General features: G+C 69.6%; 17 protein-coding genes. 9 read left to right on the top strand and 8 right to left on the bottom strand.

Features of this window, described 5'->3' with window-relative positions:
- Positions 1–26 precede the first annotated feature (26 nt).
- Positions 27–383 (top strand): CPBP family glutamic-type intramembrane protease, encoded by a 357-nt coding sequence (locus FN821_RS00995; RefSeq protein ID WP_131170686.1) that lies wholly within the window; start codon positions 27–29, stop codon positions 381–383.
- On the opposite strand, the gene FN821_RS00990 is transcribed toward FN821_RS00995, so the two are convergent.
- Complete coding sequence (locus tag FN821_RS00990) at positions 372–2,144, bottom strand: DEAD/DEAH box helicase (RefSeq protein WP_131170685.1); 1,773 nt, start codon at positions 2,142–2,144, stop codon at positions 372–374. The two genes, FN821_RS00995 and FN821_RS00990, sit on opposite strands and share 12 nt — an antisense overlap.
- Before the next feature lie 446 nt (positions 2,145–2,590).
- Positions 2,591–3,055 (bottom strand): NUDIX hydrolase, encoded by a 465-nt coding sequence (locus tag FN821_RS00985; RefSeq protein ID WP_131170684.1) that lies wholly within the window; start codon positions 3,053–3,055, stop codon positions 2,591–2,593.
- 208 nt (positions 3,056–3,263) lie between these two features.
- Here FN821_RS00985 and FN821_RS00980 point away from each other — a divergent pair, with 208 nt between their 5' ends.
- The 4 genes from FN821_RS00980 to FN821_RS00965 all read left to right on the top strand — a co-directional run bounded on the left by FN821_RS00980 (position 3,264) and on the right by FN821_RS00965 (position 7,222).
- Entirely contained in the window at positions 3,264–3,686 is a 423-nt protein-coding gene (locus FN821_RS00980) for a rhodanese-like domain-containing protein (RefSeq protein WP_131170683.1), read from the top strand.
- Between the two features lie 10 nt (positions 3,687–3,696).
- Positions 3,697–4,251 carry a DUF1697 domain-containing protein gene (locus FN821_RS00975; RefSeq protein WP_131170682.1) on the top strand — a complete coding sequence of 185 codons (555 nt, stop codon included), beginning with the start codon at positions 3,697–3,699 and terminating at the stop codon, positions 4,249–4,251.
- A 145-nt stretch (positions 4,252–4,396) separates the two neighbouring features.
- Entirely contained in the window at positions 4,397–5,746 is a 1,350-nt protein-coding gene (gene gdhA, locus FN821_RS00970) for an NADP-specific glutamate dehydrogenase (protein WP_131170681.1), read from the top strand.
- A gap of 111 nt (positions 5,747–5,857) precedes the next feature.
- Entirely contained in the window at positions 5,858–7,222 is a 1,365-nt protein-coding gene (locus FN821_RS00965; RefSeq protein ID WP_131170680.1) for an aspartate aminotransferase family protein, read from the top strand.
- An 82-nt stretch (positions 7,223–7,304) separates the two neighbouring features.
- On the opposite strand, the gene FN821_RS00960 is transcribed toward FN821_RS00965, so the two are convergent.
- Positions 7,305–7,790: an Lrp/AsnC family transcriptional regulator gene (locus FN821_RS00960; protein WP_206661932.1), complete on the bottom strand. Its 486-nt coding sequence runs from the start codon at positions 7,788–7,790 to the stop codon at positions 7,305–7,307.
- Positions 7,791–7,942: 152 nt separating this feature from the next.
- Between FN821_RS00960 and ald the strand changes: the two genes are divergently transcribed.
- Positions 7,943–9,061 (top strand): alanine dehydrogenase, encoded by a 1,119-nt coding sequence (gene ald, locus FN821_RS00955; RefSeq protein WP_131170679.1) that lies wholly within the window; start codon positions 7,943–7,945, stop codon positions 9,059–9,061.
- Positions 9,062–9,742: 681 nt separating this feature from the next.
- Positions 9,743–10,642 carry a hypothetical protein gene (locus FN821_RS00950; protein WP_131170678.1) on the top strand — a complete coding sequence of 300 codons (900 nt, stop codon included), beginning with the start codon at positions 9,743–9,745 and terminating at the stop codon, positions 10,640–10,642.
- A 105-nt stretch (positions 10,643–10,747) separates the two neighbouring features.
- Here FN821_RS00950 and FN821_RS00945 read toward each other — a convergent pair whose 3' ends face one another.
- The 3 genes from FN821_RS00945 to FN821_RS00935 form a co-directional block, all read right to left on the bottom strand.
- The gene (locus tag FN821_RS00945; protein WP_206661951.1) at positions 10,748–11,299 is read right to left on the bottom strand and encodes a cysteine hydrolase family protein; all 552 of its coding nucleotides are present in this window, start codon (positions 11,297–11,299) and stop codon (positions 10,748–10,750) included.
- Positions 11,300–11,424: 125 nt separating this feature from the next.
- Positions 11,425–12,912, bottom strand: coding sequence for a purine-cytosine permease family protein (locus tag FN821_RS00940; protein ID WP_131170677.1), 1,488 nt, complete (start codon positions 12,910–12,912; stop codon positions 11,425–11,427).
- Positions 12,913–13,221: 309 nt separating this feature from the next.
- Positions 13,222–14,394, bottom strand: coding sequence for an alpha-amylase family protein (locus FN821_RS00935; protein ID WP_131170676.1), 1,173 nt, complete (start codon positions 14,392–14,394; stop codon positions 13,222–13,224).
- Positions 14,395–14,555: 161 nt separating this feature from the next.
- On the opposite strand from FN821_RS00935, the gene FN821_RS00930 reads away from it, so the two are divergent.
- On the top strand, positions 14,556–15,719 hold the full coding sequence (locus FN821_RS00930) for a MalY/PatB family protein (protein ID WP_131170675.1): 1,164 nt from the start codon (positions 14,556–14,558) through the stop codon (positions 15,717–15,719).
- Between the two features lie 352 nt (positions 15,720–16,071).
- On the opposite strand, the gene FN821_RS00925 is transcribed toward FN821_RS00930, so the two are convergent.
- Positions 16,072–17,355, bottom strand: coding sequence for a DUF2332 domain-containing protein (locus FN821_RS00925; RefSeq protein ID WP_206661931.1), 1,284 nt, complete (start codon positions 17,353–17,355; stop codon positions 16,072–16,074).
- A 489-nt stretch (positions 17,356–17,844) separates the two neighbouring features.
- Here FN821_RS00925 and FN821_RS00920 point away from each other — a divergent pair, with 489 nt between their 5' ends.
- A complete protein-coding gene (locus FN821_RS00920) occupies positions 17,845–18,315 on the top strand; it encodes a YcxB family protein (RefSeq protein WP_131170673.1) in 471 nt (156 codons plus the stop codon).
- Between the two features lie 388 nt (positions 18,316–18,703).
- On the opposite strand, the gene FN821_RS00915 is transcribed toward FN821_RS00920, so the two are convergent.
- Complete coding sequence (locus tag FN821_RS00915) at positions 18,704–19,891, bottom strand: LCP family glycopolymer transferase (RefSeq protein ID WP_131170672.1); 1,188 nt, start codon at positions 19,889–19,891, stop codon at positions 18,704–18,706.
- Positions 19,892–19,918: the final 27 nt, after the last annotated feature.

The raw sequence follows: 19,918 nt of genomic DNA, 5'->3' as shown, positions 1-19,918 counted from the left end.
GAAGCACCCCCGAAGGGAGCGATCCCGTGTCGAACAAGTCTTCCGTCCGGACGCCGACGCCGCGGCCGTCCTGGGAGCCGTTACGTCCCTGGCACCTGTTGGTCGGCCTCCCGGCCGTCGCGGCGTACGCGCTGGCACCGTGTCTGGTGAGCCAGGCCGTCCCCGTGCCCGGACCACTCCTGTGGCTGGCCGCCGTCGCGATCGATGTGGCCCTGGCAGTGCTCGTCCTGGGCAGGTCCGTCGAGTGGTGGAACCTGCCCGGCTTCGCGCTGTTCGGGCTGTGCCTGACCCTGCTCTATCAGCGCGACCGTTCGCTGCTGGCGCCGCTCGCGGTGCACGTGCTGGCGAACGCCCTGTCGATCGCGTCTGTGCTAGCCCGCTGACCGCCAGGCCCGCAGCCGCTTGATCCGCTCGGACACCTGCTCGGCGCTGCATTGGGCCAGCGCCGGACCGCCGCACTGGCGACGCAGCTCCGCGTGGACGTGACTGTGCGGCGTCCCTTGCACCCTCGCGTGCTGCGCGACGAGGGCGTTCAGCTCCTTGCGCAGCGTCGCCAACGTCCGGTGCAGGGCCACGACCTCGACGGGCGTCCGTTCGGCGCGGGCCGTCCGGCGGTCGGACGCCTCGCGTCGCGTCAGCTGCCGCCGCTGCCGCTCGCGCAGCAGGGACGCCACCTGGTCGGGCTCGAGGAGCCCGGGCAGGCCGAGGTAGTCGTGCTCGTCGTCGGAGTGCGGCAGGGCGTGCAGCCCAAAGGACGCCCCGTCGAACAGCACGTGGTCGAAGTTGGCGTCCGACGAGACCGGCTCGAAGGTTCCGAGTAGTTCGGCAGACGCCGCCTCAGCCCGGTTCGCAGCCTCGATCAGGCCCTCGTCCCAGAGCTCTGCGTCGGCGTCCGAGGACGACTTGCGACCCAGCACGTGGTCGCGCTGGCGCTCCAGCATCGCCGCGTGGGCGAGGACGATCGGCACCGTCGGCAGGAAGACGGTCGCCAACTCCCCCCGGCGACGCGTCCGGACGAATCGTCCGACAGCCTGCGCGAAGAACAGCGGCGTCGAGGTCGCGGTCGCGTACACGCCCACCGCCAAACGCGGCACGTCGACGCCCTCGCTCACCATCCGCACGGCGACCATCCAGCGGTCGGTCGAGGCCGAGAACTCCGAGATCCGCGTGGAGCTACCGGGGTCGTCCGACAGCACCAGCGCCGGTTTCACCCCCGTGATGGACGCCAGCGTCGCGGCATAAGCCCTCGCCGTCGTCTGGTTCGTCGCGATGACGAGGCCGCCGGCGTCCGGGACGTGGCGGCGCACCTCGGTGAGCCGGCGGTCCGCGGCGGCCAGCACCGCCGCGATCCACTCGCCGCGCGGATCCAACGCGGTGCGCCAGGCGTGGGCGGTCAGGTCCTTGGTCAACGGCTCGCCGAGGTCGGCCGCCATCTCGTCGCCCGACTTCGTGCGCCAGCGCATCGGACCGCCGTAGTTCATGAACACCACCGGACGCACCACGTTGTCGGCCAGCGCGTCGGCGTAGCCGTAGGTGAAGTCGGCGCGCGAGACTCGCGTGCCACCCGGACCCTGCTCATACGTCACGAACGGGATCGGCGACTCGTCGCTGCGAAACGGCGTCCCCGTGAGCGCCAGGCGGCGCGTCGCGTACCCGAACGAGGACGCGACGGCGTCGCCCCACGACTTCGAGTCGCCCGCGTGATGAATCTCGTCGAGGATCACCAGCGTCGGCAAGGACGCCACCAGCGCCTCGTAGTGGAACGTACGAGCCGCCACCCCGGCGTACGTCACCGCGACCCCGTCGAACTCGCGCGCGCGTCCGCGCCGCGAGCCCCCCAGGCCCGGATCGAGTTGGATGCCGACGCGCGCCGCGGCGTCCGCCCACTGCACCTTCAGGTGCTCGGTCGGCGCGACGACGATGACCCGCCGCACCGTCCGGGACGCCAGGAGCTCGCGCGCGATCCGCAGCGCGAAGGTGGTCTTGCCGGCGCCCGGCGTAGCGACGCACAGGAAGTCGCGCGGGGCGGCGTCCCGGTACTGATCGAGGGCCGCCTGCTGCCAGGCGCGCAGCTTGGACGCCGTCCCCCACGGCGCCTTGCCGGGGAACGCGGGTGAGAGATGTTCGAAGGCCGAGGACGTCATCGCGCCTTGTCAAGCGTCAGTTCGGACGCCGCAGCTCGCGTCGGCCTGCACTCGTTCCCGGGCTCGGGGACGCGGGAACGAAGAGGCATGGGAGACAGGACCCTAGGCCGGTGACGCCCTCACCTGACGGACCCGAGCCCGCGTGTTCGACGATTGCCGACGGAGTCGAACGCGACAGTTGGTGGGGTGAGCTTGTCAAAGCCTCTGGCGGCTGCCCGTCCCACGACAGCTCGGTCGGCGATCAGACAGGGAGGTGACGTGGCCCCCGCATCACGGATGCGGATTTGGTTGGTCTACCAACCAAAAGTGCACCCATCATCGTTCGGGTCACGCGCGGAAGTCTGGGGAGCCCACCTCAGCGGCTCGCGAACGCAGCCCAGAGAGAACCCATCACTCTTCGCCCCCTCGACCCGGCCGGCCCGGCGCCCGGCACGCGAACACGGGGACTAACCGACCAGACGCTCCAGGGCGTCCAGCAAGGGAACCTGCCCCTTCACGAGCCGCTTGCGCGCCTCGGACAGCAGGCACCATTCGGCCTTGTCGACCTCGGGATAGGTCTTGACGATGCCGCTCCGCGGCGGCCACTCGACCTCGAACGAGTTGGACGAGACGAACGCCAACTCGCGCGACGTCTCGACCGCGAAGCCACGCACCTGCTTGCCGCTGCTCAGCCGGACCTCGCCGAGATCGATCAGCTCGCCAGGCGGCACCGGCGCCCCGGTCTCCTCGGTGAACTCGCGGCGGGCGGCGTCCTCGGGGGTCTCCTCGGCGGCGTCGTAAAGGCCCTTGGCCAGCGACCAGGACGCGGCGTCCTTGCGCGTCCAGAAGGGTCCGCCCATGTGGACGATGAAGACCCACAGCCCGGAGTCGTCGCGCGCGAAGGGAAGGATGCCCGCGCTTGTCACCGCCATGTCTCGGATCGTGGCACCACCGCCCCCGTCCCCGCAACCGGATCGCCGGACGCCCCGACCCCGTCCCGCCGGACGCCGATCGAATCCGGTCCGAGCGCTCCGTCCGACGCCCTGAGACGCAGCCCCCTCGCCCACCCCACTCCACCGGGAGGCGCCGTCTGTACCGAACGGGGGTATCCCGAACGCCCCCGATGACGGATGATCGAGCATGACCGATGCCAATGCAGTCCGCTACTTCCAGGACAAGCTCGCCTACGAGACCTCCGCACGCGAGGTCGTGGCCGCCGTGAAGGCTGGCGACAAGATGACGATCGTCGACGTGCGCCGCGCCGAGGCCTACAACAAGGGCCACATCGTCGACGCCCTCAACCTCACCCTCGACGATCTGGCCAACGCGTCCCGCACGCTCGACACCACCAAGCTGATCGTCGTCTACGACTGGGGCCCGGGCAGCACCGAGTCCACCCGCGCGGCCTTGTCGCTGGCGTCCCAGGGCTTCCGGGTTCGCGAACTGCTGGGCGGCTTCGAGTACTGGATGCGCATGGGCCTCGGCATCGAGGGTCCGGACGGCATCGTGAAGCACCGCGTCGCCGACTCGATGGTCACGACCGCCCCGGTCGGCTGGGACTAGCCTCGGAGCCGTGCATTCGGACGCCGGCCTTACCTGTGTGCGGGTCGCGTTCTTCCGCAACCTGAACCTGGGCCAGCGCCGCTCGCACTCCCCCACGTCCGCTGAACTGTTGGACGCCTTCGCGCGCGTCGGCGTCCCGGATGCCCGCAACTGCCGCTCCAACGGGACCGTGATCTTCACCGCACCCGGCGGTACCGAGCAGGCGCGCGCGGTCGTGCGGATCCTGGGCGAGGTCTGCGGCTACTCGGACGCCGTCCTCGTCCGCTCGGCGCGCTGGGTGTCCAAGGTGGCTCGGCGCCTGCCGGATCGCCCGGGCATCAACGTCACCCTCTTCGACGGACGCGCCGATCCGGGCCTGCCGCTCCCCTGGATCGAGCCAACGACCGGGCTCGAGATCCTCCACCTGGACCACCGCCACGCCATCACGGCGTGGCCCGCGGACGCCGCGTACGGCGAGCCGTGCGGCCCCGTCCTGGCGCGCATCATGGAGACACCCACCACCACTCGATCGGCCGCGACGTTCACCCTCCTGGCTGATCGGCTGACCGGGCTGGCCGCGCCCTGAGGCGTCCAACACGCACCAACCCCGTGATTCCTCACGCGACAAGCGCACGAACCTCCTCGCCGCCGGCACGGCCGCGCGGTCGGCGTCCGCGATCTCACCGAGTGGGCAGGCCGTCGCGTAGGGACAGGTTCCCTACGATGCGGCCATGCCCGAAACCCTCCACCCCGATTTCCAGCCGATGTTCGACGTCGTCCGCGAGGTCAACTCCGGCGAGACCGAGTTTCAGCAGGCCGTCTACGAGGTGATGCTGAGCATCGCGCCGCTCGCCCGGACGCGTCCGGAGTACGCGCAGTGGGGCATCCTCAAGCGCATCTGCGAGCCGGAACGGCAGATCATCTTTCGCGTGCCGTGGGTCACGGACGACGGCAAGATCGAGATCAACCGCGGCTACCGGGTCGAGTTCAACTCGGCGCTCGGCGTCTACAAGGGCGGGCTGCGCTTCCACCCGAGCGTGAACCTGTCGATCATCAAGTTCCTCGGCTTCGAACAGACCTTCAAGAATTCCCTGACCGGCATGCCCATCGGCGGCGGCAAGGGCGGCGCCAACTTCGACCCCAAGGGCCGGTCGGACGCCGAGATCATGCGGTTCTGCCAGTCGTTCATGACCGAGCTGTACCGACACATCGGCGAGTACACGGATGTCCCGGCCGGCGACATCGGCGTCGGTGGACGCGAGATCGGCTACCTGTTCGGCCAGTACAAGCGCATCACCAACCGCTGGGAGGCCGGCGTCCTGACGGGCAAGGGCCTGACGTGGGGTGGCTCGCAGGTGCGGACCGAGGCTACCGGCTACGGCACCGTCTACTTCGCCCAGGACATGCTCGAGACCCGCGGCGAGGGCCTCGACGGCAAGCGCGTCGTCGTCTCGGGCTCGGGCAACGTGGCGATCTACGCGGTCAAAAAGGCGACCCAGCTGGGCGCGACCGTGGTCGCCGTGTCGGACTCCGACGGCTACGTCGTCGACGAGTCGGGCATCGACTACCGCCACCTCAAAGACGTGAAGGAGAAGCGCCGCGAACGACTCACCGCGTACGCCGATGAGCGCGGTTCGGCGCGGCACGTGACGGGCGGGTCCATCTGGGACGTCCCCTGCGACATCGCCCTGCCCTGCGCGACGCAGAACGAGTTGAACGCGACCCACGCCAAGACGCTCCTGAGCAACGGCGTCCAGCTGGTCGCCGAAGGCGCGAACATGCCATGCACGCCGGATGCCATCGAGCTCTTCACCGAGGCCGGCATCCTGTACGCGCCGGGCAAAGCGTCCAATGCGGGCGGCGTCGCCACGTCGGCGCTGGAGATGCAGCAGAACGCCAGCCGCGACTCTTGGTCGTTCGAGCAGACGGACGCCGAACTGCGGGGCATCATGCGCGGCATCCACGACACCTGCGTCGAGACCGCCGAGACCTACGGCAGCCCGGGCAACTACGTGGTCGGCGCGAACCTCGCCGGCTACATCAAGGTCGCGGACGCCATGGTCGCCCAGGGTGTCATCTGACGCTGATTCAGTCGCCTCTTCGGGTCTTCGCAACCGATTCCGAAGGGATCCGTCGCGACTCGTTATCAATCCGCACTTCCGGACGCCGACGGCTTCGGTTATGGTCCCGGCATGGGTGCCCCCGTGACGATCGACCGTGACCGCCTCGCCGCGCTGCGCGCCGTCGAAGAGGACCTGTTCATCAAGCGCCATCCGCGCTCGGCCGAGCTGGCCGCGCAGGCACGGACGTCGCTGCTCGCGGGCGTCCCCATGCCGTGGATGACGCGCTGGCCAGGCGCGTTCCCGGTCTTCTTCGACTCGGCTAACGGGGCCCGCTTCACCGACGTGGACGGCAACGAGTTCGTCGACCTCTGCCTCGGCGACACCGGCTCGATGACCGGCCACGCGCTGCCGCCCGTCGCGGACGCCATCATCAACCGCGCCCGCACCGGCATCACGACCATGCTGCCCAGCCCGGACGCCGCCTGGGTCGGCGAGGAGCTCGCCCGCCGCTTCGGCGTCCCGCGCTGGCAGCTGGCCATGACCGCCACGGACGCCAACCGCTTCGCCCTGCGTTTCGCGCGCTACCTGACCGGACGGCCGAGGATCGCCGTCATGGACTGGTGCTACCACGGCACCGTGGACGAGACGCTGGCGATCCTGGACCCCGAGACCGGAGCCGTGGTGCCACGGCCCGGCGCGCTCGGTCCACAGGTCGACGTCGCGTTGACCACGCGCGTCGTCCCGTTCAACGACCTGGACGCCCTCGAGGCGACCTTGGCCCACGGCGACGTCGCCTGCCTGCTGATGGAGCCGGCGCTCACCAACATCGGGATCGTCCTGCCCGATCCGGGCTACCTGGAAGGTGTCCGGGAGATCACACGCCGCCACGGCGTCCTGCTGATCAACGACGAGACGCACACGATCTGCGCTGGTCCGGGCGGCGCCACCAAGGCCTGGGGCCTGGAGCCCGACATGGTCGTCATCGGCAAGCCGATCGGCGGAGGCATCCCGGTCGCGGCGTACGGCATGACGGCCGAGGTCGCCGACCGCCTTGAGGGACCCATGCTCGGCCACGACATCGACGTCGCCGGCGTCGGCGGCACGCTGACGGGCAATGCGCTGGCTCTCGCAGCGACCCGTGCGACGCTCGCGAACGCGCTCCGTGACGAGGACTTCGCCATCGCCATCCCGCTCGCCGCGCGGTTCACCGAGGGCGTCCAGTCGGTGATTGATGCGCACGGACTGCCCTGGCACGTCCAGCGGCTCGGCTGTCGGGCCGAGTACTGGTTCTGCCCGCCGCCCTCGACCGGCTCGCAGGCTGCGGCCGCGATCGACGAGGAGCTGGACGCCTTCATGCATCTGTGGACCTTCAACCGCGGCGTCCTGCTGGCGCCCTTCCACAACATGAGCCTGTTCTGCGGCTACCACACCCAGGCCGACGTGGACGCCCACACCGCCGCGTTCGCCGGTGCCGTCGAGGCGCTGCTGGGCTGAGTTGGCGCCCGCGGGGCGGCATCAAGGTGGTGTGAGTGCCCTTCTGGGGGCTCCATTCCCACCGTGATCCGGTTGGCAGGTTTCACACCGGAAGCGTCCGGCCCTCCTTGACCGCCTTCATGGTGATCAGGCTCTTGATGGATGTCACTCCGGGCAGCTCGCCGAGCTTCTCGGAGAACACCTTGTGATAAGCGTCGAGGTCCGCGACGGCCACCGTCAGCAGGTAGTCGGCCTCGCCGGAGATCAAGTAACAGGCCTGGACGTCGTCCAGGGCCAGCACCGCGTCCTCGAACGCCGCCATCGTTTCGCGGCGCTGATCGGCCAACTCGACCTCGACGTTGATGACCAGGTTGCGGCGCAGCAGCACCGGGTTGAGCACCGCCGAATAGCCACTGATGAAGCCGCGCTCCTCCAACGACCGGATCCGTCGCAAACACGGCGACGGCGTCAGCCCCACCTCGCGCGCGATGTCGACGTTGGTTCGGCGGCCGTCTGCCTGAAGCAATCGCAGGATGTGCCGATCGACGGCGTCCAAAGGCTCTGCGTCCTGGACGCGAAACGTTGCCATGATCTGCCTCCACACTCGTCCACATCGGACGATTCATGCTAAACCCAGCGCAGATGATGGCGAAAGTGGGCACCACATTGCCAGCACGGCCGCAGTACAGTGCGATATCCGATGCGGGGTGGCCCGCGTCACAGCGCAGAGCCGGAGCTGCCATGAAGGTTTCAGTCCCGAAGGAAGTCAAGAACAACGAGTTCCGCGTCGCCATCACGCCCGCCGGCGTGGCCGAACTGACGCGCCATGGGCACGAGGTGTTCGTGCAAGCAGGAGCCGGCGAGGGCTCCCTCATTCCGGACGCCGACTACGTCGCCCAGGGCGCCACGATGGTCCCCACCGCCGCCGAGACGTGGGCCGTCGGCGAGATGGTGATGAAGGTCAAGGAGCCCATCGCGTCCGAGTACGGCTACCTCCGCGAGGACCTGACCCTGTTCACCTACCTGCATCTGGCCGCCGACAAGCCGCAGACCGAGGCGCTGCTGGCGTCCAAGACGACGGCGATCGCCTACGAGACCGTCCAGCTGCCGTCCGGCATGCTGCCCCTGCTGTACCCGATGTCCGAGGTCGCCGGCTGCCTCGCGCCCCAGGTCGGCGCGCACGCGCTGATGAAGCCCCAGGGCGGACGCGGCGTCCTCATGGGCGGCGTGGGCGGCGTGGCCAACGCCAAGGTCGTCGTCCTCGGCGGCGGCGTCGCGGGCCAGAACGCGGCCAACATCGCCCTCGGCATGGGCGCGGACGTCACCATCCTCGACACCGACCTCGACAAGCTGCGCATGACGTTCTGGCGCTACGAGAACCGCATCCAGGGCATCACGTCCAACGCCATGAGCATCCGCGAGCAGGTGCTGGGCGCCGACATGGTCATCGGCACGGTGCTGATCCCGGGCGCGAAGGCCCCCAAGCTCGTCACCAACGAGATGGTGTCGCAGATGAAGCCCGGCTCGGTGCTCGTCGACGTCGCGATCGACCAGGGCGGCTGCTTCGAGGACTCCCGTCCGACCACCCACGCCGACCCCACCTTCGCGGTGCACAACTCGACGTTCTACTGCGTCGCCAACATGCCGGGCGCGGTGCCGAACACGTCGACCTGGGCGCTGACCAACGCGACGCTGCCCTACGCGGTCCAGATCGCCAACAAGGGCTGGCGCAAGGCCTGCACCGACAATCACCCGCTGGCGCTCGGCCTCAACACCTGGAACGGCGGCATCACGTGTGGCGGCGTCGCGGACGCCTTCACCGATCTGAATGCCGTGGCTCTGGAGGACGCCCTCGCCTGAGGCGTCCTGCTGCGGATACCTCAACGGCGATCTGAGTGCTCGATCGACCGGGATTCCGAAACCTCGAGCACTCAGACGGGCCGCCCTTCGTGACCAAGCCGGAGTCGCAACACCAAACAGGGCCCCCGCGGATCTCGCGGGGGCCCTTGCCTTGGGGGTGTTGATGGGACGCCTCGCAGCGTCCCCTCTCCCGGTGCCGGTGGGCTTTCACCCACTCGAACCAGGTACGAAGTTCAGTGCCTTGGGCACCTCGTCCGAGGTTCGAGGTGAGCCTAGGCGTCCGGACGCAGCAGGAGAAGGCACTTTCGTACCGACTCGCCGACACCGTGGACAGACGCGCTGGTCCGCGCCGGGCGCACGCGTTGCTCCCGTTGACGTCGGCGTGAGCGAGACGGGCAGGCTCGTCCATGGCCACCATCGAGTTCGTCAGGCGGCAGCCAGCGGCGATCGACGGCAGAACAGGCCCGCAGCGGAATGCGCGGGCTCGTGCATGGCCAAACAATGCAGGTGGTCGGCGGCAGCCAGCGCGATCGACGGCCGACCGCGCCTCGTAGCTGACCGGGCGGGCGGCGTCCGGTCTAGGGTTCACTGTTCACTTGACGGACGATGCGGCGCGCTGACGGGCTCGTTACGATGAGCCCAGCGGGCACAGGGATCCGCCCAGCCAGAAGGATGCGTGCGTTGAACGACAGCAGCGGAGCAAAGCCGGGCTTCTCCGAGGTGTTGAGCCGGGCCGTTCAGGCGCGCGGCCTCTCCCTGGACCGCATTCGGGCGCGGCTCGAAGCCGCTGGCGTCCCGGTGAGTAACGCGACGCTCAGCTACTGGCAGTCCGGGCGGTCGCTGCCGACGAGAGCCCGTTCGCTGCGCACCCTGGTGGAGCTGGAGGGCATCCTGCAACTGGAGCCCGGCACGCTCATCGAGCTGATCCGCACCGCCGATGGACGCACCCGCCACCAGCTCTTCGCCTGGCAGACGATCGTGCCGACCGGCGAGCTGGCCGAGCAGATCATCGCCCAGATGGGCATGGAGGTTTCCGGACGCATCTCGCGCGTCAGCGTCCACGACACGCTGACCGTGGACGCCAACCGTTGTGAAACGTCTCACCTCACCCGGCAGGTGCTGCGGGCCGAGCGCAGCGGCGTCCAGACGTTCCCGGTGGTCTACAAGCAGGAAGGCGAGGAGCCCGGCGCCCCCGAAATCGAGGCGATTCTCGGCTGCCACATCGGCGAGGTCGTCGAGGTGCCCGAGCGGCAGCTGATGGTGGCCGAGGTGGTGCTGCCGCGTCCGCTGCAGCGCGGCGAGCTGGCCCTCACCGAGACGCTGGTGTCGATGAAGCCGGCGCCGTCGGATCTCATGACGCGGTCGGTCTTCGAGCCCATGCGCGAGGTCGCCATGGCGGTCCAGTTCCACCCGCAGGCCCTGCCCAAGTCCGCGCGGACCTACACCCAGCTCACCATGCACGACGACGACACCGCCGCCGAGACCGACGTCGTGCCGGTGCCGGTGCTCGACAACCAGATCCAGATCGTGAAGCTCGACGTCCCGCCGAGCGTGTACGCGCTGCGCTGGTCCTGGGAGTAATCACCGAGACGCTCGGTTTTGGGAAAGAATCCCGGCTTTGCCGCACGGCAAACCCGGGAATCCTTCCCGAAAGCGAGCAAACGCGGATTCCTTGGGGGCTGGCAGCTAGCCGCCGAGCACCTCGTCCGTCGTCCTCAGCGTGATCTGCGGCGGATAGAGCCCCAGCACCTGGATCGCCGCCGCGTGGTTCTCGGGCGTCGATCCGGCGCAGGCGTCCGTGACGACGGTGATCGTCGCGCCGGCGTCCGCGGCGGGCAGGGCGGTCGAGATGACGCAGCAGTCCGTCGACACCCCGCAGAGCACGAACTCCGGATCGTGCCCCAGCCACACCGCCAGTTCCTCGCCCCACTTGCCGAACGTGGGCTCGCTGATGACGTGTCCGTGAACGTCCGCCAGCTCGGGCACGATCTCGAACTTGCGATCGTCGGCGGGGGCGTCCGCGAACGGCCAGGCGGCCATGTACGCGCGCCACGAGCCGACCCGCGCGTCGGCCTCCGGAGGCACCCAACGGGTGATGACGATGCGTCCGGCGAAGGCGTCCGCGAGCTTGCGGATGTTCCGGACGGCGTCCGGCCACATCGGCGACGCCCAGTCGCTGCCGGCCTCGGCGAAGATCCGCTGCGGATCGATGATGACCAGCCACGGGCGGGACGCCACGGCGTCCGGGCTTGTCAGCTGAGGTTCGGCGGACGGCTCGTCGGGCCAGTCCAGCGGACGCGGCTCCAGCGGCAGCTTCGTCACCCGGTGCCGGACGCCGGCGGCGACGGCCGGAGCGTCGACGGTCACCCGCGACCCTCCTGGCGGGCGACGACCGGACGGCGCGCGATGTACGTCACCACGAAGCCGATGACCAGCGCCAGCAGGACGCCGATGTTGGACCACGCCCAGCCGCCGTCGCGTCCGCCGAAACCGAAGTCGAGCAGGTAGCCCTGCCAGTTGTTCCAGGGGGCGTCCTCGGCGAACTGGTTGATGACGAGCCCCCAGCCGATGACGGACGCGACGACCATCGTGCCGACCGAGATCCAGTCGACGGCGCCGTAGCGGCCGCGGGCGTCGAACAGGGACGCCTCGTCGTAGTCGCGCTTGCGCAGGGCGATATCGGCGATCAGGATGCCCGCCCAGGCCGCCATCGGGACGCCGAGGGTGAGCAGGAAGCTTTGGAAGGGTCCGAGGAAGTTCTCGGCGAAGAAGACCACGTAGATCGTGCCCGCGGTCAGCAGGACGCCGTCGATCAGCGCCGCCGCCGGACGCGGGATCTTCAGGCCCAGGCTCAGCAGCGTCAGGCCGGACGAGTAGATGCCCAGCACCGCGCCCGAGATCAGCGCCAGCAACGCCGTCAGCCAGAACGGGATCAGCACCCAGATCGGCAGGATCGTGGCGAGCGTCCCGATCGGATCGTTCGGGATGCCGTCCATCAGCGCCTTGTCGGACGCCGCGAGCAGCAGTCCGAAGAAGACGAGTAGGACGGGGGCCAGCGCGCCGCCGAGGGTGTTCCAGCCGACGATGGCCGCGCCGGAGGCGTCCCGCTTCTGGTACCTCGACCAGTCGGCCGCGATGTTGATCCAGCCCAGGCCGAAGCCGGTCATCACCATGACCAGCGCGCCGATCACCGACTGGAGCGACCCGGACGGCATGGCCATGACGGCGTCCATCTTGATGCTGGGAATCGTCAGCGCGACGTACAGGATCGTCACGGCGCCGGTGACCCAAGTCAGGATCGACTGCATCTTCATGATCGTGTGATACCCGGCGACCGAGGCGAGCACGATCAGCGCCGCGACGGCGATGGTGGCCGCGACCTTGGTGCCGGTGCCGGCGTCCCAGCCGAGCTTGGCGAAGACGGTCGCCGTGGCCAGGACCGCCATGATCGACAGGAACGTCTCCCAGCCGATCGAGAGGAACCAGCTCACGATGCCGGGCAGCTTCTGGCCTTGGACGCCGAAGGCGGCCCGCGACAGGATCATTGTCGGCACGGAGCCGCGCTTGCCCGCGATCGCGATGACGCCGCACAGCGCGAAGCTGGCGACGATGCCGATCACGGCGACGATCAGGCCCTGGACGAACGAGACGCCGAAGTTGTAGATCCAGGCGGCATAGCTGATGCCGAACACCGACACGTTCGCCGCGAACCACGGCCAGAACAGGTCACGCGGCTTCGCGGTGCGCTCGGCCTCGGTGATGATGTCGATGCCGTTGGTCTCGACCAGACGGTTGCGGGTCGCCTCGTCGAACGTGTCCGCGCGGACGCCCGCGCCAGCAGTGTCAGCCATGGGCACACTGTTCCATCCGGGGCACGGAACGGGAAGTCTCCGCCTCCGCTCCTCGATTCGGACGCCGCCGCTGCGGCCTGGCGTTCCCAAAAACATGCTCGATCCGCGACACGCCGCCGCAGCCCCGCCTCAGCCTCTTCGAGCATGGGATCGAGAACCGGTCGGCTAAGCGCCGGCGACGTCTCGCCTGTGCCGAGCTGGCGCCCCGGCTCTGGGCAGGCGCACCTTGTGCAGGTCTGGATCGCGAAATCGGCCTCGAAAGGCCCGTCTCAGGTCATCGGGACCCGCGAAGGTTGCGGACGGCGCCCTCTAGCCCTGCCAGGCGAACGCCTGGGTGCCGTCGATATGCACGGACGCGCGATACGCCGCCCCCAGCTCGACGCTGACCAGCGCCTCGTGGCCGTCGCCGCGCACCGCGTAGACGATCGCCTCGTTCGACTTCGCGAGCACCTCGACAGCGCCGCGGACCAGCCAGGCGTTCCGTCGCCGCAGCCCGATCAGCTCTTGGTAGTGCCGGTACATGCCCCAGCCCACCCGGGCCAGCCCCTGCGGCGTGGCCGGCAGCGCCGGACGCAGCGGCGCGTCGGCGTCCCAGCCCTCGCCCTTCTCGCCGCGGAAGCCCTGCTCGTCGCCGTAGTAGATGCTCGGCATGCCCGGCAGGGTGAAGAGCAGCACGGCCGCGAGCGCGGCGCCCGAGTCCCCCAGGACGCTCGCGATGCGGCTCACGTCGTGGTTGCCGATGAAGGTGTTCGGAACGAAGGACGCCGTGAAGGTCTGGTGCCGCTCGAGGGCGTGGGCGAGCTCCCAGAAGTTGACGGACTGGATCGAGCTCCAGATCGCCTTCCACAGCTCGTACTGGGTGACCGAGTCGAAGCGCGACTCGGCGACCATCGCCGGGTAGTCGCCGTGAATGACCTCGCCCAGGAACACCGCGTCACCGAACTCCTGCCGGACGCGTCCGATGACGTCGCTCCAGAACCAGCCCGGCACCGAGTAGGCGACGTCGAGGCGCCAGCCGGCGATGCCGCGACGCAGCCAGTGCAGCATGATGTCGGTCACGAGGTCGGCCACGCGGGCGTCGTCGTGCGCGAGCGTCGCCAGCGAGCCGTGGCCCTCCCAGGCGCCGCGGGTCAGGCCCTCGGCCACCAGGTGGTGGGTGTCTGCGACATGGTTGAAGACCCCGTCCAGCATGACCGACATCCCGCGCGCGCGGCAGGCCTCGATGAGCCGGTCGAACGCGGCGTCGTCGCCCAGGCGAGGGTCGAGCGAGTAGTGGTCCAGGGTGTCGTAGCCGTGCGACGCCGAGTCGAAGATCGGCCCGAGCAGCAGCCCCGAGCAGCCGAGGTTCACCGCGTAGTCGAGCCACGCCTCCAGCCCGTCCAGCCGCGCGACGATCGGCTCGTCCGGAGAGCGATGCCCAGGCGCGCCGAAGGCGCCCAGCGGGTAGACGTGCCACCAGATGGCGTGGTCGAGCAGGCTCATGGGGTTCACACTCCGTTCGCGTCCACCGTATCTGCACCATCGGCCGGGCCGCACCCCGGACGCCTTCGCGGCGGTCCGCCCTGTCCCTTCCGAGGCCCCCGCTCCGACGTGCCCACGGACGGGGCCGCGCGTCGGCGTCCGAACTTGGCATGATCTCCACCATGCAGACCTTCGCCGAGCGCGTGGACGCCACCACGATCGAAGACCTCGTCGCCCGCGCCAGCTACAAGTGGGCGGGCTTCCCGGGCACGATCGGGGCGTGGATCGCCGAGATGGACTTCGGCCTCGCCGAGCCCATCGCGGAGGCGCTGCGCGCCATGGACGCGTCCGGCATGTACGGCTACCCGAACCAGGCGATGCTGTCGGGGCTGCGCGAGGCGACGGCGGGCTTTCTGGCGTCCCGCTACGGGTGGAGCGTCGAGCCGGGCAACGTGGCGCTGCTGTCCGACGTGCTGCACGGGCTCGGACTCGTCATCGACAACTACCTCGCCTCGGACGCCGACCTCGTCGTCCTGACCCCCTGCTACATGCCGTTCGTGACGATCCCGCCCGCGTTCGGACGCCGCCTCGTCCAGGTGCCGATGGTGCAGCTGGCCGACGGCTGGGTGCTTGATCCGGACGCCCTCGCGGCGGCCCTGCGTCCGGGGTCGTTGGTGGTCCTGTCGAACCCGTTCAACCCCCTCGGCAAGGTCTGGACGCGGGCCGAGCTCGAGCAGCTCTGCCAGATCGTGGACGCCGCCGGCGCGCGTGTGTTTTCGGACGACATCCACGCTCCGCTCACGTTCGCGGGGCAGGTCCACGTGCCGTATGCGTCGATCAACGAGACCGCGGCCGCGCACACCATCACGGCCGTGTCGGCGTCCAAGGCCTGGAACCTCGCCGGACTCAAGTGCGCGCAACTCGTCTTCAGCAACCCGGCCGACCTGGCGATCTGGCGCCGGCAGGCGTCCCGGCGGGCGGCGGAGGCGTCCAACCCGGGCATCGTCGCCGGGACGGCGGCGTACACGTCCGGGCTGGGGTGGCTGACCGACGCGATCGACTACCTCGACGTGAACCGGCGGCTGGTGGCCGACGAGCTGCCGCGCGCGGTCCCGGGGGCGTGGGTGAGCCCGCTGCAGGGCACGTACCTGCAGTTCGTCGACCTGCGGCAGAGCGGCATCGAGGGGAATCCGCGGCAGTTCTTCTTCGAGCGTGCACGTGTGGCGATGACCGACGGCGACCTGTGCGGCGACGCGGGACGCGGGTTCGTCCGGCTGAACATCGCGACCCCGACGCCGATCCTGCGCGAGATCATCGACCGGATGGGCGCAGCCGTCGCGGGCTGAGGCCCGCCGTTTTGACGCCCTGCCGCGCGCGACAGGGGTAGCCACGGCGGTCCTCCTGCCCCCTCGGCGCCCGCCCAAACGTCGGCCAAAGGGCCGGACGCCCTCCCCGCGGCCCTGGTGAAGGCTGCCGGACCGTCGACTTCTCCTGAGACATCGGACCGATCGCGTCCCTGCGTCCCTGACCCGTCCGGGCGGGGGCAGGTGGGACAGGACTGGCCGCCGCAGTCTTCGCGTCGTTCGCGTGGAGTGACGGTGAATGCCGCGTCCGGGGCTGCCGCTGAGAGCAGGGACCGAGGCACGCTTCGAGGCGTCCCCTCACTCCATGACGTCGCGCGAGGATGCCGGCGTCACCTCAGCTGGACCAGTGGACCCAACCACCATGCGCGGACGCCCGAGCGATCGGCGCTCCGTCGAGGGCGACGACGAAGTTGGGCGTCTTTTCCCACCGGTCACGGTCGGTCAGTTTCGCCTTGACCGACGTCACCACCGACGGTCCTTCGTACGAGAGCCAGTGAATCCCGGACGCCGTCACGGCCCGCTCGAACGCGTCTCGATCGGCGCGCGGCAGATACGACAGGACGGCCGAGTGCTGCAGGACGGGCGTCGTCCCGGGGGCCACCCCGGCGAGCAGCGCGTCGAGTCGGTGGCGGAGGTCGCCGACCAGCACGGGCGGGGGGTCGGCCGCGGCGAGCGCCAGGCAGGCGGCTAGTCGCGCCTCGCGCGCGTCCTCGCCGGGCCAGACCAGCGCTCGCAGCCAGCGGGCGTCGTCGGCGTCCGCTGGATTCAAGGGGCTGAGGTCCAGGCCGCGCCGCGCCGCGATGACCAGGTCGGAAGGGTCGCCCGGCGGCGTCCCGGTGACGCGGCAGTCGAGCACGGGGGCGTCCTCGGACGCCGCGGCCGGTTGCACCACTCTGTCCAGCCCGGGCAACCCCACCTCTCCGGCCGGCCCTTGCAGCCTCACCTGCCTGTCCGGCCCCTGCAAACCCACCGCTCCGCCCAGCCCCTGCAACTCCACCTGTCTGTTCGACCCGGTCAGCCGCATCTCTCCGTTCGTCTCGCGCAGCGGCAGCTCGGTGTACAGCCCCGTCGTCTGCCCAGCCTGGGCCGACTGCTGGGAGTTCGTGCTTGGTGGTCGCCGTCCAAGTTCCCTGTGAGCGCCGGCGATGGCTGGGCCGTGGGTGGCTTCGGCGTCCACCGAGGATGGAGACGACGCGTACCGGTAGCGGTAGCGGTCGGGCAGCAGGCAGAGCCCGGCCGAGGAACCGATCTCCAGCAGCGTGATGGGCTGCGGCAGGGACGCCAGCACCGGCGCCAACACCGCGCACCGGCCGGGCTCGTTGGTCTGGGTCGCGCGGCTCAGGATCAGCGATTCGAGTTCGGGCCACTGGGCCTCCACCCAGTCCACGAACTCGGGACCCGGCTCGAGTGGTCCCCCCCAGTACTTCAGCGCGGCCAAGAACACGTTGGGCTGTCGCTTGACGCCGGGCAGCCGGTCGAGCCGATCGCTCACCTCGGGGTGCTCGGCGATCCAGCGGCAGAGGCGTCCCCAGATCGGCGACGTGGGCTCGGCTTCGGACGCGAACCAGCGGTACAACTCGTCTATCGGCTGCCGTTCGAACGCGTGCACGGTGCGCATCTGCCTCCTTCTCATCAACCAGCCGACGTCCGGCAGCGTAACGAACCGCCGAACGAGCGTCGTAGCGGGCCGTCGGCAGCCCCGTTCCCGACCTTGACCTGGTGCACCAAGTCACATCAAAGGGGCATGGATGGAGGCGATGGGCTCCAGCCGGGCAACGCTTCCGTTCCCGACTTCTACTGGGTAAACCAGGCCAAAGTCGGGACATCGAGGAGGGACGGGATGAAACCGGTCCCACACCTCTGGGCGCCCAGACCAGCAGCCACGTCTCACGTGTGACGTTGTCGCCGTAGACCCCGATAAAGTCACACGCGAAAGGGTCCATGTCCTTCACCTGAGGTGATCGTCGCGTCGGCCGGCCTCAGGTTCCATGGACTGGGACGAGGCGCACCCTGGCGAGCGTTGATTCAGGCGTCCGGGCATCCCCGGCGTCCGCTGCCGTGAGGTCCGGGTCGGGACAAGGGGGCGTCCGGGCCTAGTCTTGGACCCGTGTGGCGACAGCTCCAGTTCGACGAGGCGGTGGCGAACCGCGTCCGCAGGGCGATGTTCGCTGCGTTGATGCGCGCCAACTTGGTTGCGCTGGTGCTGATGTTCATGATCGCCGCGGGTGGGCTGGCGCTGGCCGGCCAGAGCGGCTTCTGGACCTTCCCGATCATGTTGATCGTGCTGCTGGCCGTCGTGCCTCTGGCGCTGTGGCGGACCTCCGCGCGGTCGGTCGGCGGGACGCCGCTGGGTAGCTATCTCGCGTACGCCGTCACCCCCGACGGCACGTTCCACTCCAGCAGCGCCTTCGGAACCTCGACGATCAACCCCGGCTTCGTCGCGCGGATCGCGCAGAGCCGCGACTGCTGGATGGTCACCATCAGTAACGGCTTCCTCATCGTCGTGCCCAAGGAGCTTCTTCCGGACGCCGACGCCGCCCTGCTCGTCCGGCACCTGCCCCAGCGCGCCACCCACTGACCGTACGTGGCTTCGACAAGCTCAGCCAACGAAGCGTCAGCCAACGGGGGATCACCCGTTGGCTGAGCCCGATGAAGCCCTTCCCCGACGCGGCTTCGACAAGCTCAGCCCATGACAGCTCAGTGGTTGCTAGCAGCTGTCGGCCGGACCTGAGCCCGCTTCATGAGCCGCGAGCTTCCAGGCGTCCACCCTTCGGCACGCCCCCACCATCTCCGGGCGAAACCCCCCGGGTCCACCTCGCACCCTGCCGAGGGGGTTGCCGTGGCCACCACGACGGAACTGGCGAGGATTCCGGATTGTTGGCGCACTTTTCGCGCCGGTGTCGTACAAGGTGGCCCGGCCGCTGATGGCCCCAGCCGGGAGGCCAACGGACGCGGCGGCGTCCGATCTACTTCTTGAACTTCTCCAGCCCGGCCGTGTCGCCCTTGGCGACCATGGCGAACATCTCGGCGGCCTTGGCTTTATCCCACTCGACGGACGACCCGGCGGGCGTCGACAGATTGGGATTCGACACCGGCACCGTGAGGGTGAGCCCGTCGCCCTTGGAGATGGCCAGGAAGGCCAACGCTGCGGGGGCGATCTCGCCGAGCCCGGTGCCCTCACCGGCCTTGAGGACCGCGGCTCCGGCCTTGTTGGTCGCCGCGTACTTGCCCGGATCCAGCAGCAGCGTCGGGGTGACGACCTTCTTGGCCACCGCCGCGACCATGCCGCGCTGGCGCTGGACGCGTCCGAGATCACCCAGCGGATCGGCGTGCCGCATCCGGACGTAGTTGAGCGCCGTGATGCCGTCCATCAGCTGGCAGCCCTTCTTGAGATCGAGGTGGGAGTCCTGATCCTTGATGTCGTAGGCCGGGCACTGCTCGATGCCGCCGATGGAGTCGATGAGCGTGACGAAACCGCCGAAGCCGATGCTCAAGTAGCCGTCGATGCGCAGGCCGGTGTTCTGCTCGATGGTCTGGGTGAGCAGCTTGGGGCCGCCGATGCTGAAGGCCGCGTTGATCTTGTTCATCTTGCGGCCGGGGATCTGGACGTACGAGTCGCGCGGGATCGAGATCAGCGCGGGGCGTCCGGACGGCGGCATGTACAACAACATGATCGTGTCGGCGGCGTTGGCGCCCTCGACGCCGGTTCCGTACTTCTGCTTCTGCTCGGGCGTGAGGCCTTCGCGCGAGTCCGAGCCGGTGAGCAGCAGCAACGTGCCGGGCTGGTCGGCCGGACGATTCCCGTCCGGCACGTAGGCGACGTGCTTCATCTGCGACCACGCCTGCATCGGCACTGCCACCGCATAGACGACGAAGCCGACCAGCCCCAGCAACAGCAGCCCGATCACGAGCAGCGGCCAGCGGCGCCGACGGCGTCCGGTCGTCGCCGGACGCGGGGCGCGCACCGGACGCGTGGGCGCGGACGCCTGCACCGGACGCGGCCGCGGCGCCGGACGGGTCTGGGACGCGACCGCAGGCGATGGCGTCCGACGGGTGGGCTGCGCCGACAGGTCAGCCCCGGGGGCGGCGGCCGAGCCGTCGGCATAACGTCCTCGCCGGTACAGCCAGTCGAGATCGTCGTCCAAGTCGGTCACGCGACCAAGTTACCCGCTCACCACGCT

The sequence above is a fragment of the Propioniciclava tarda genome, from assembly GCF_900182665.1.
Lineage (GTDB): Bacteria > Actinomycetota > Actinomycetes > Propionibacteriales > Propionibacteriaceae > Propioniciclava > Propioniciclava tarda.
The sequence above is the reverse complement of the archived record's forward strand: the minus strand, read 5'-3'. Positions and strand labels throughout refer to the sequence as shown.

Coding starts and splice junctions, on each gene's coding strand:
- FN821_RS00990 (WP_131170685.1), bottom strand. CDS start 2,144: ATGACGTCCTCGGCCTTCGAACATCTCTCACCCGCGTTCCCCGGCAAG.
- FN821_RS00985 (WP_131170684.1), bottom strand. CDS start 3,055: ATGGCGGTGACAAGCGCGGGCATCCTTCCCTTCGCGCGCGACGACTCC.
- FN821_RS00980 (WP_131170683.1), top strand. CDS start 3,264: ATGACCGATGCCAATGCAGTCCGCTACTTCCAGGACAAGCTCGCCTAC.
- gdhA (WP_131170681.1), top strand. CDS start 4,397: ATGCCCGAAACCCTCCACCCCGATTTCCAGCCGATGTTCGACGTCGTC.
- FN821_RS00965 (WP_131170680.1), top strand. CDS start 5,858: ATGGGTGCCCCCGTGACGATCGACCGTGACCGCCTCGCCGCGCTGCGC.
- FN821_RS00960 (WP_206661932.1), bottom strand. CDS start 7,790: ATGGCAACGTTTCGCGTCCAGGACGCAGAGCCTTTGGACGCCGTCGAT.
- ald (WP_131170679.1), top strand. CDS start 7,943: ATGAAGGTTTCAGTCCCGAAGGAAGTCAAGAACAACGAGTTCCGCGTC.
- FN821_RS00940 (WP_131170677.1), bottom strand. CDS start 12,912: ATGGCTGACACTGCTGGCGCGGGCGTCCGCGCGGACACGTTCGACGAG.
- FN821_RS00935 (WP_131170676.1), bottom strand. CDS start 14,394: ATGAGCCTGCTCGACCACGCCATCTGGTGGCACGTCTACCCGCTGGGC.
- FN821_RS00930 (WP_131170675.1), top strand. CDS start 14,556: ATGCAGACCTTCGCCGAGCGCGTGGACGCCACCACGATCGAAGACCTC.
- FN821_RS00925 (WP_206661931.1), bottom strand. CDS start 17,355: ATGCGCACCGTGCACGCGTTCGAACGGCAGCCGATAGACGAGTTGTAC.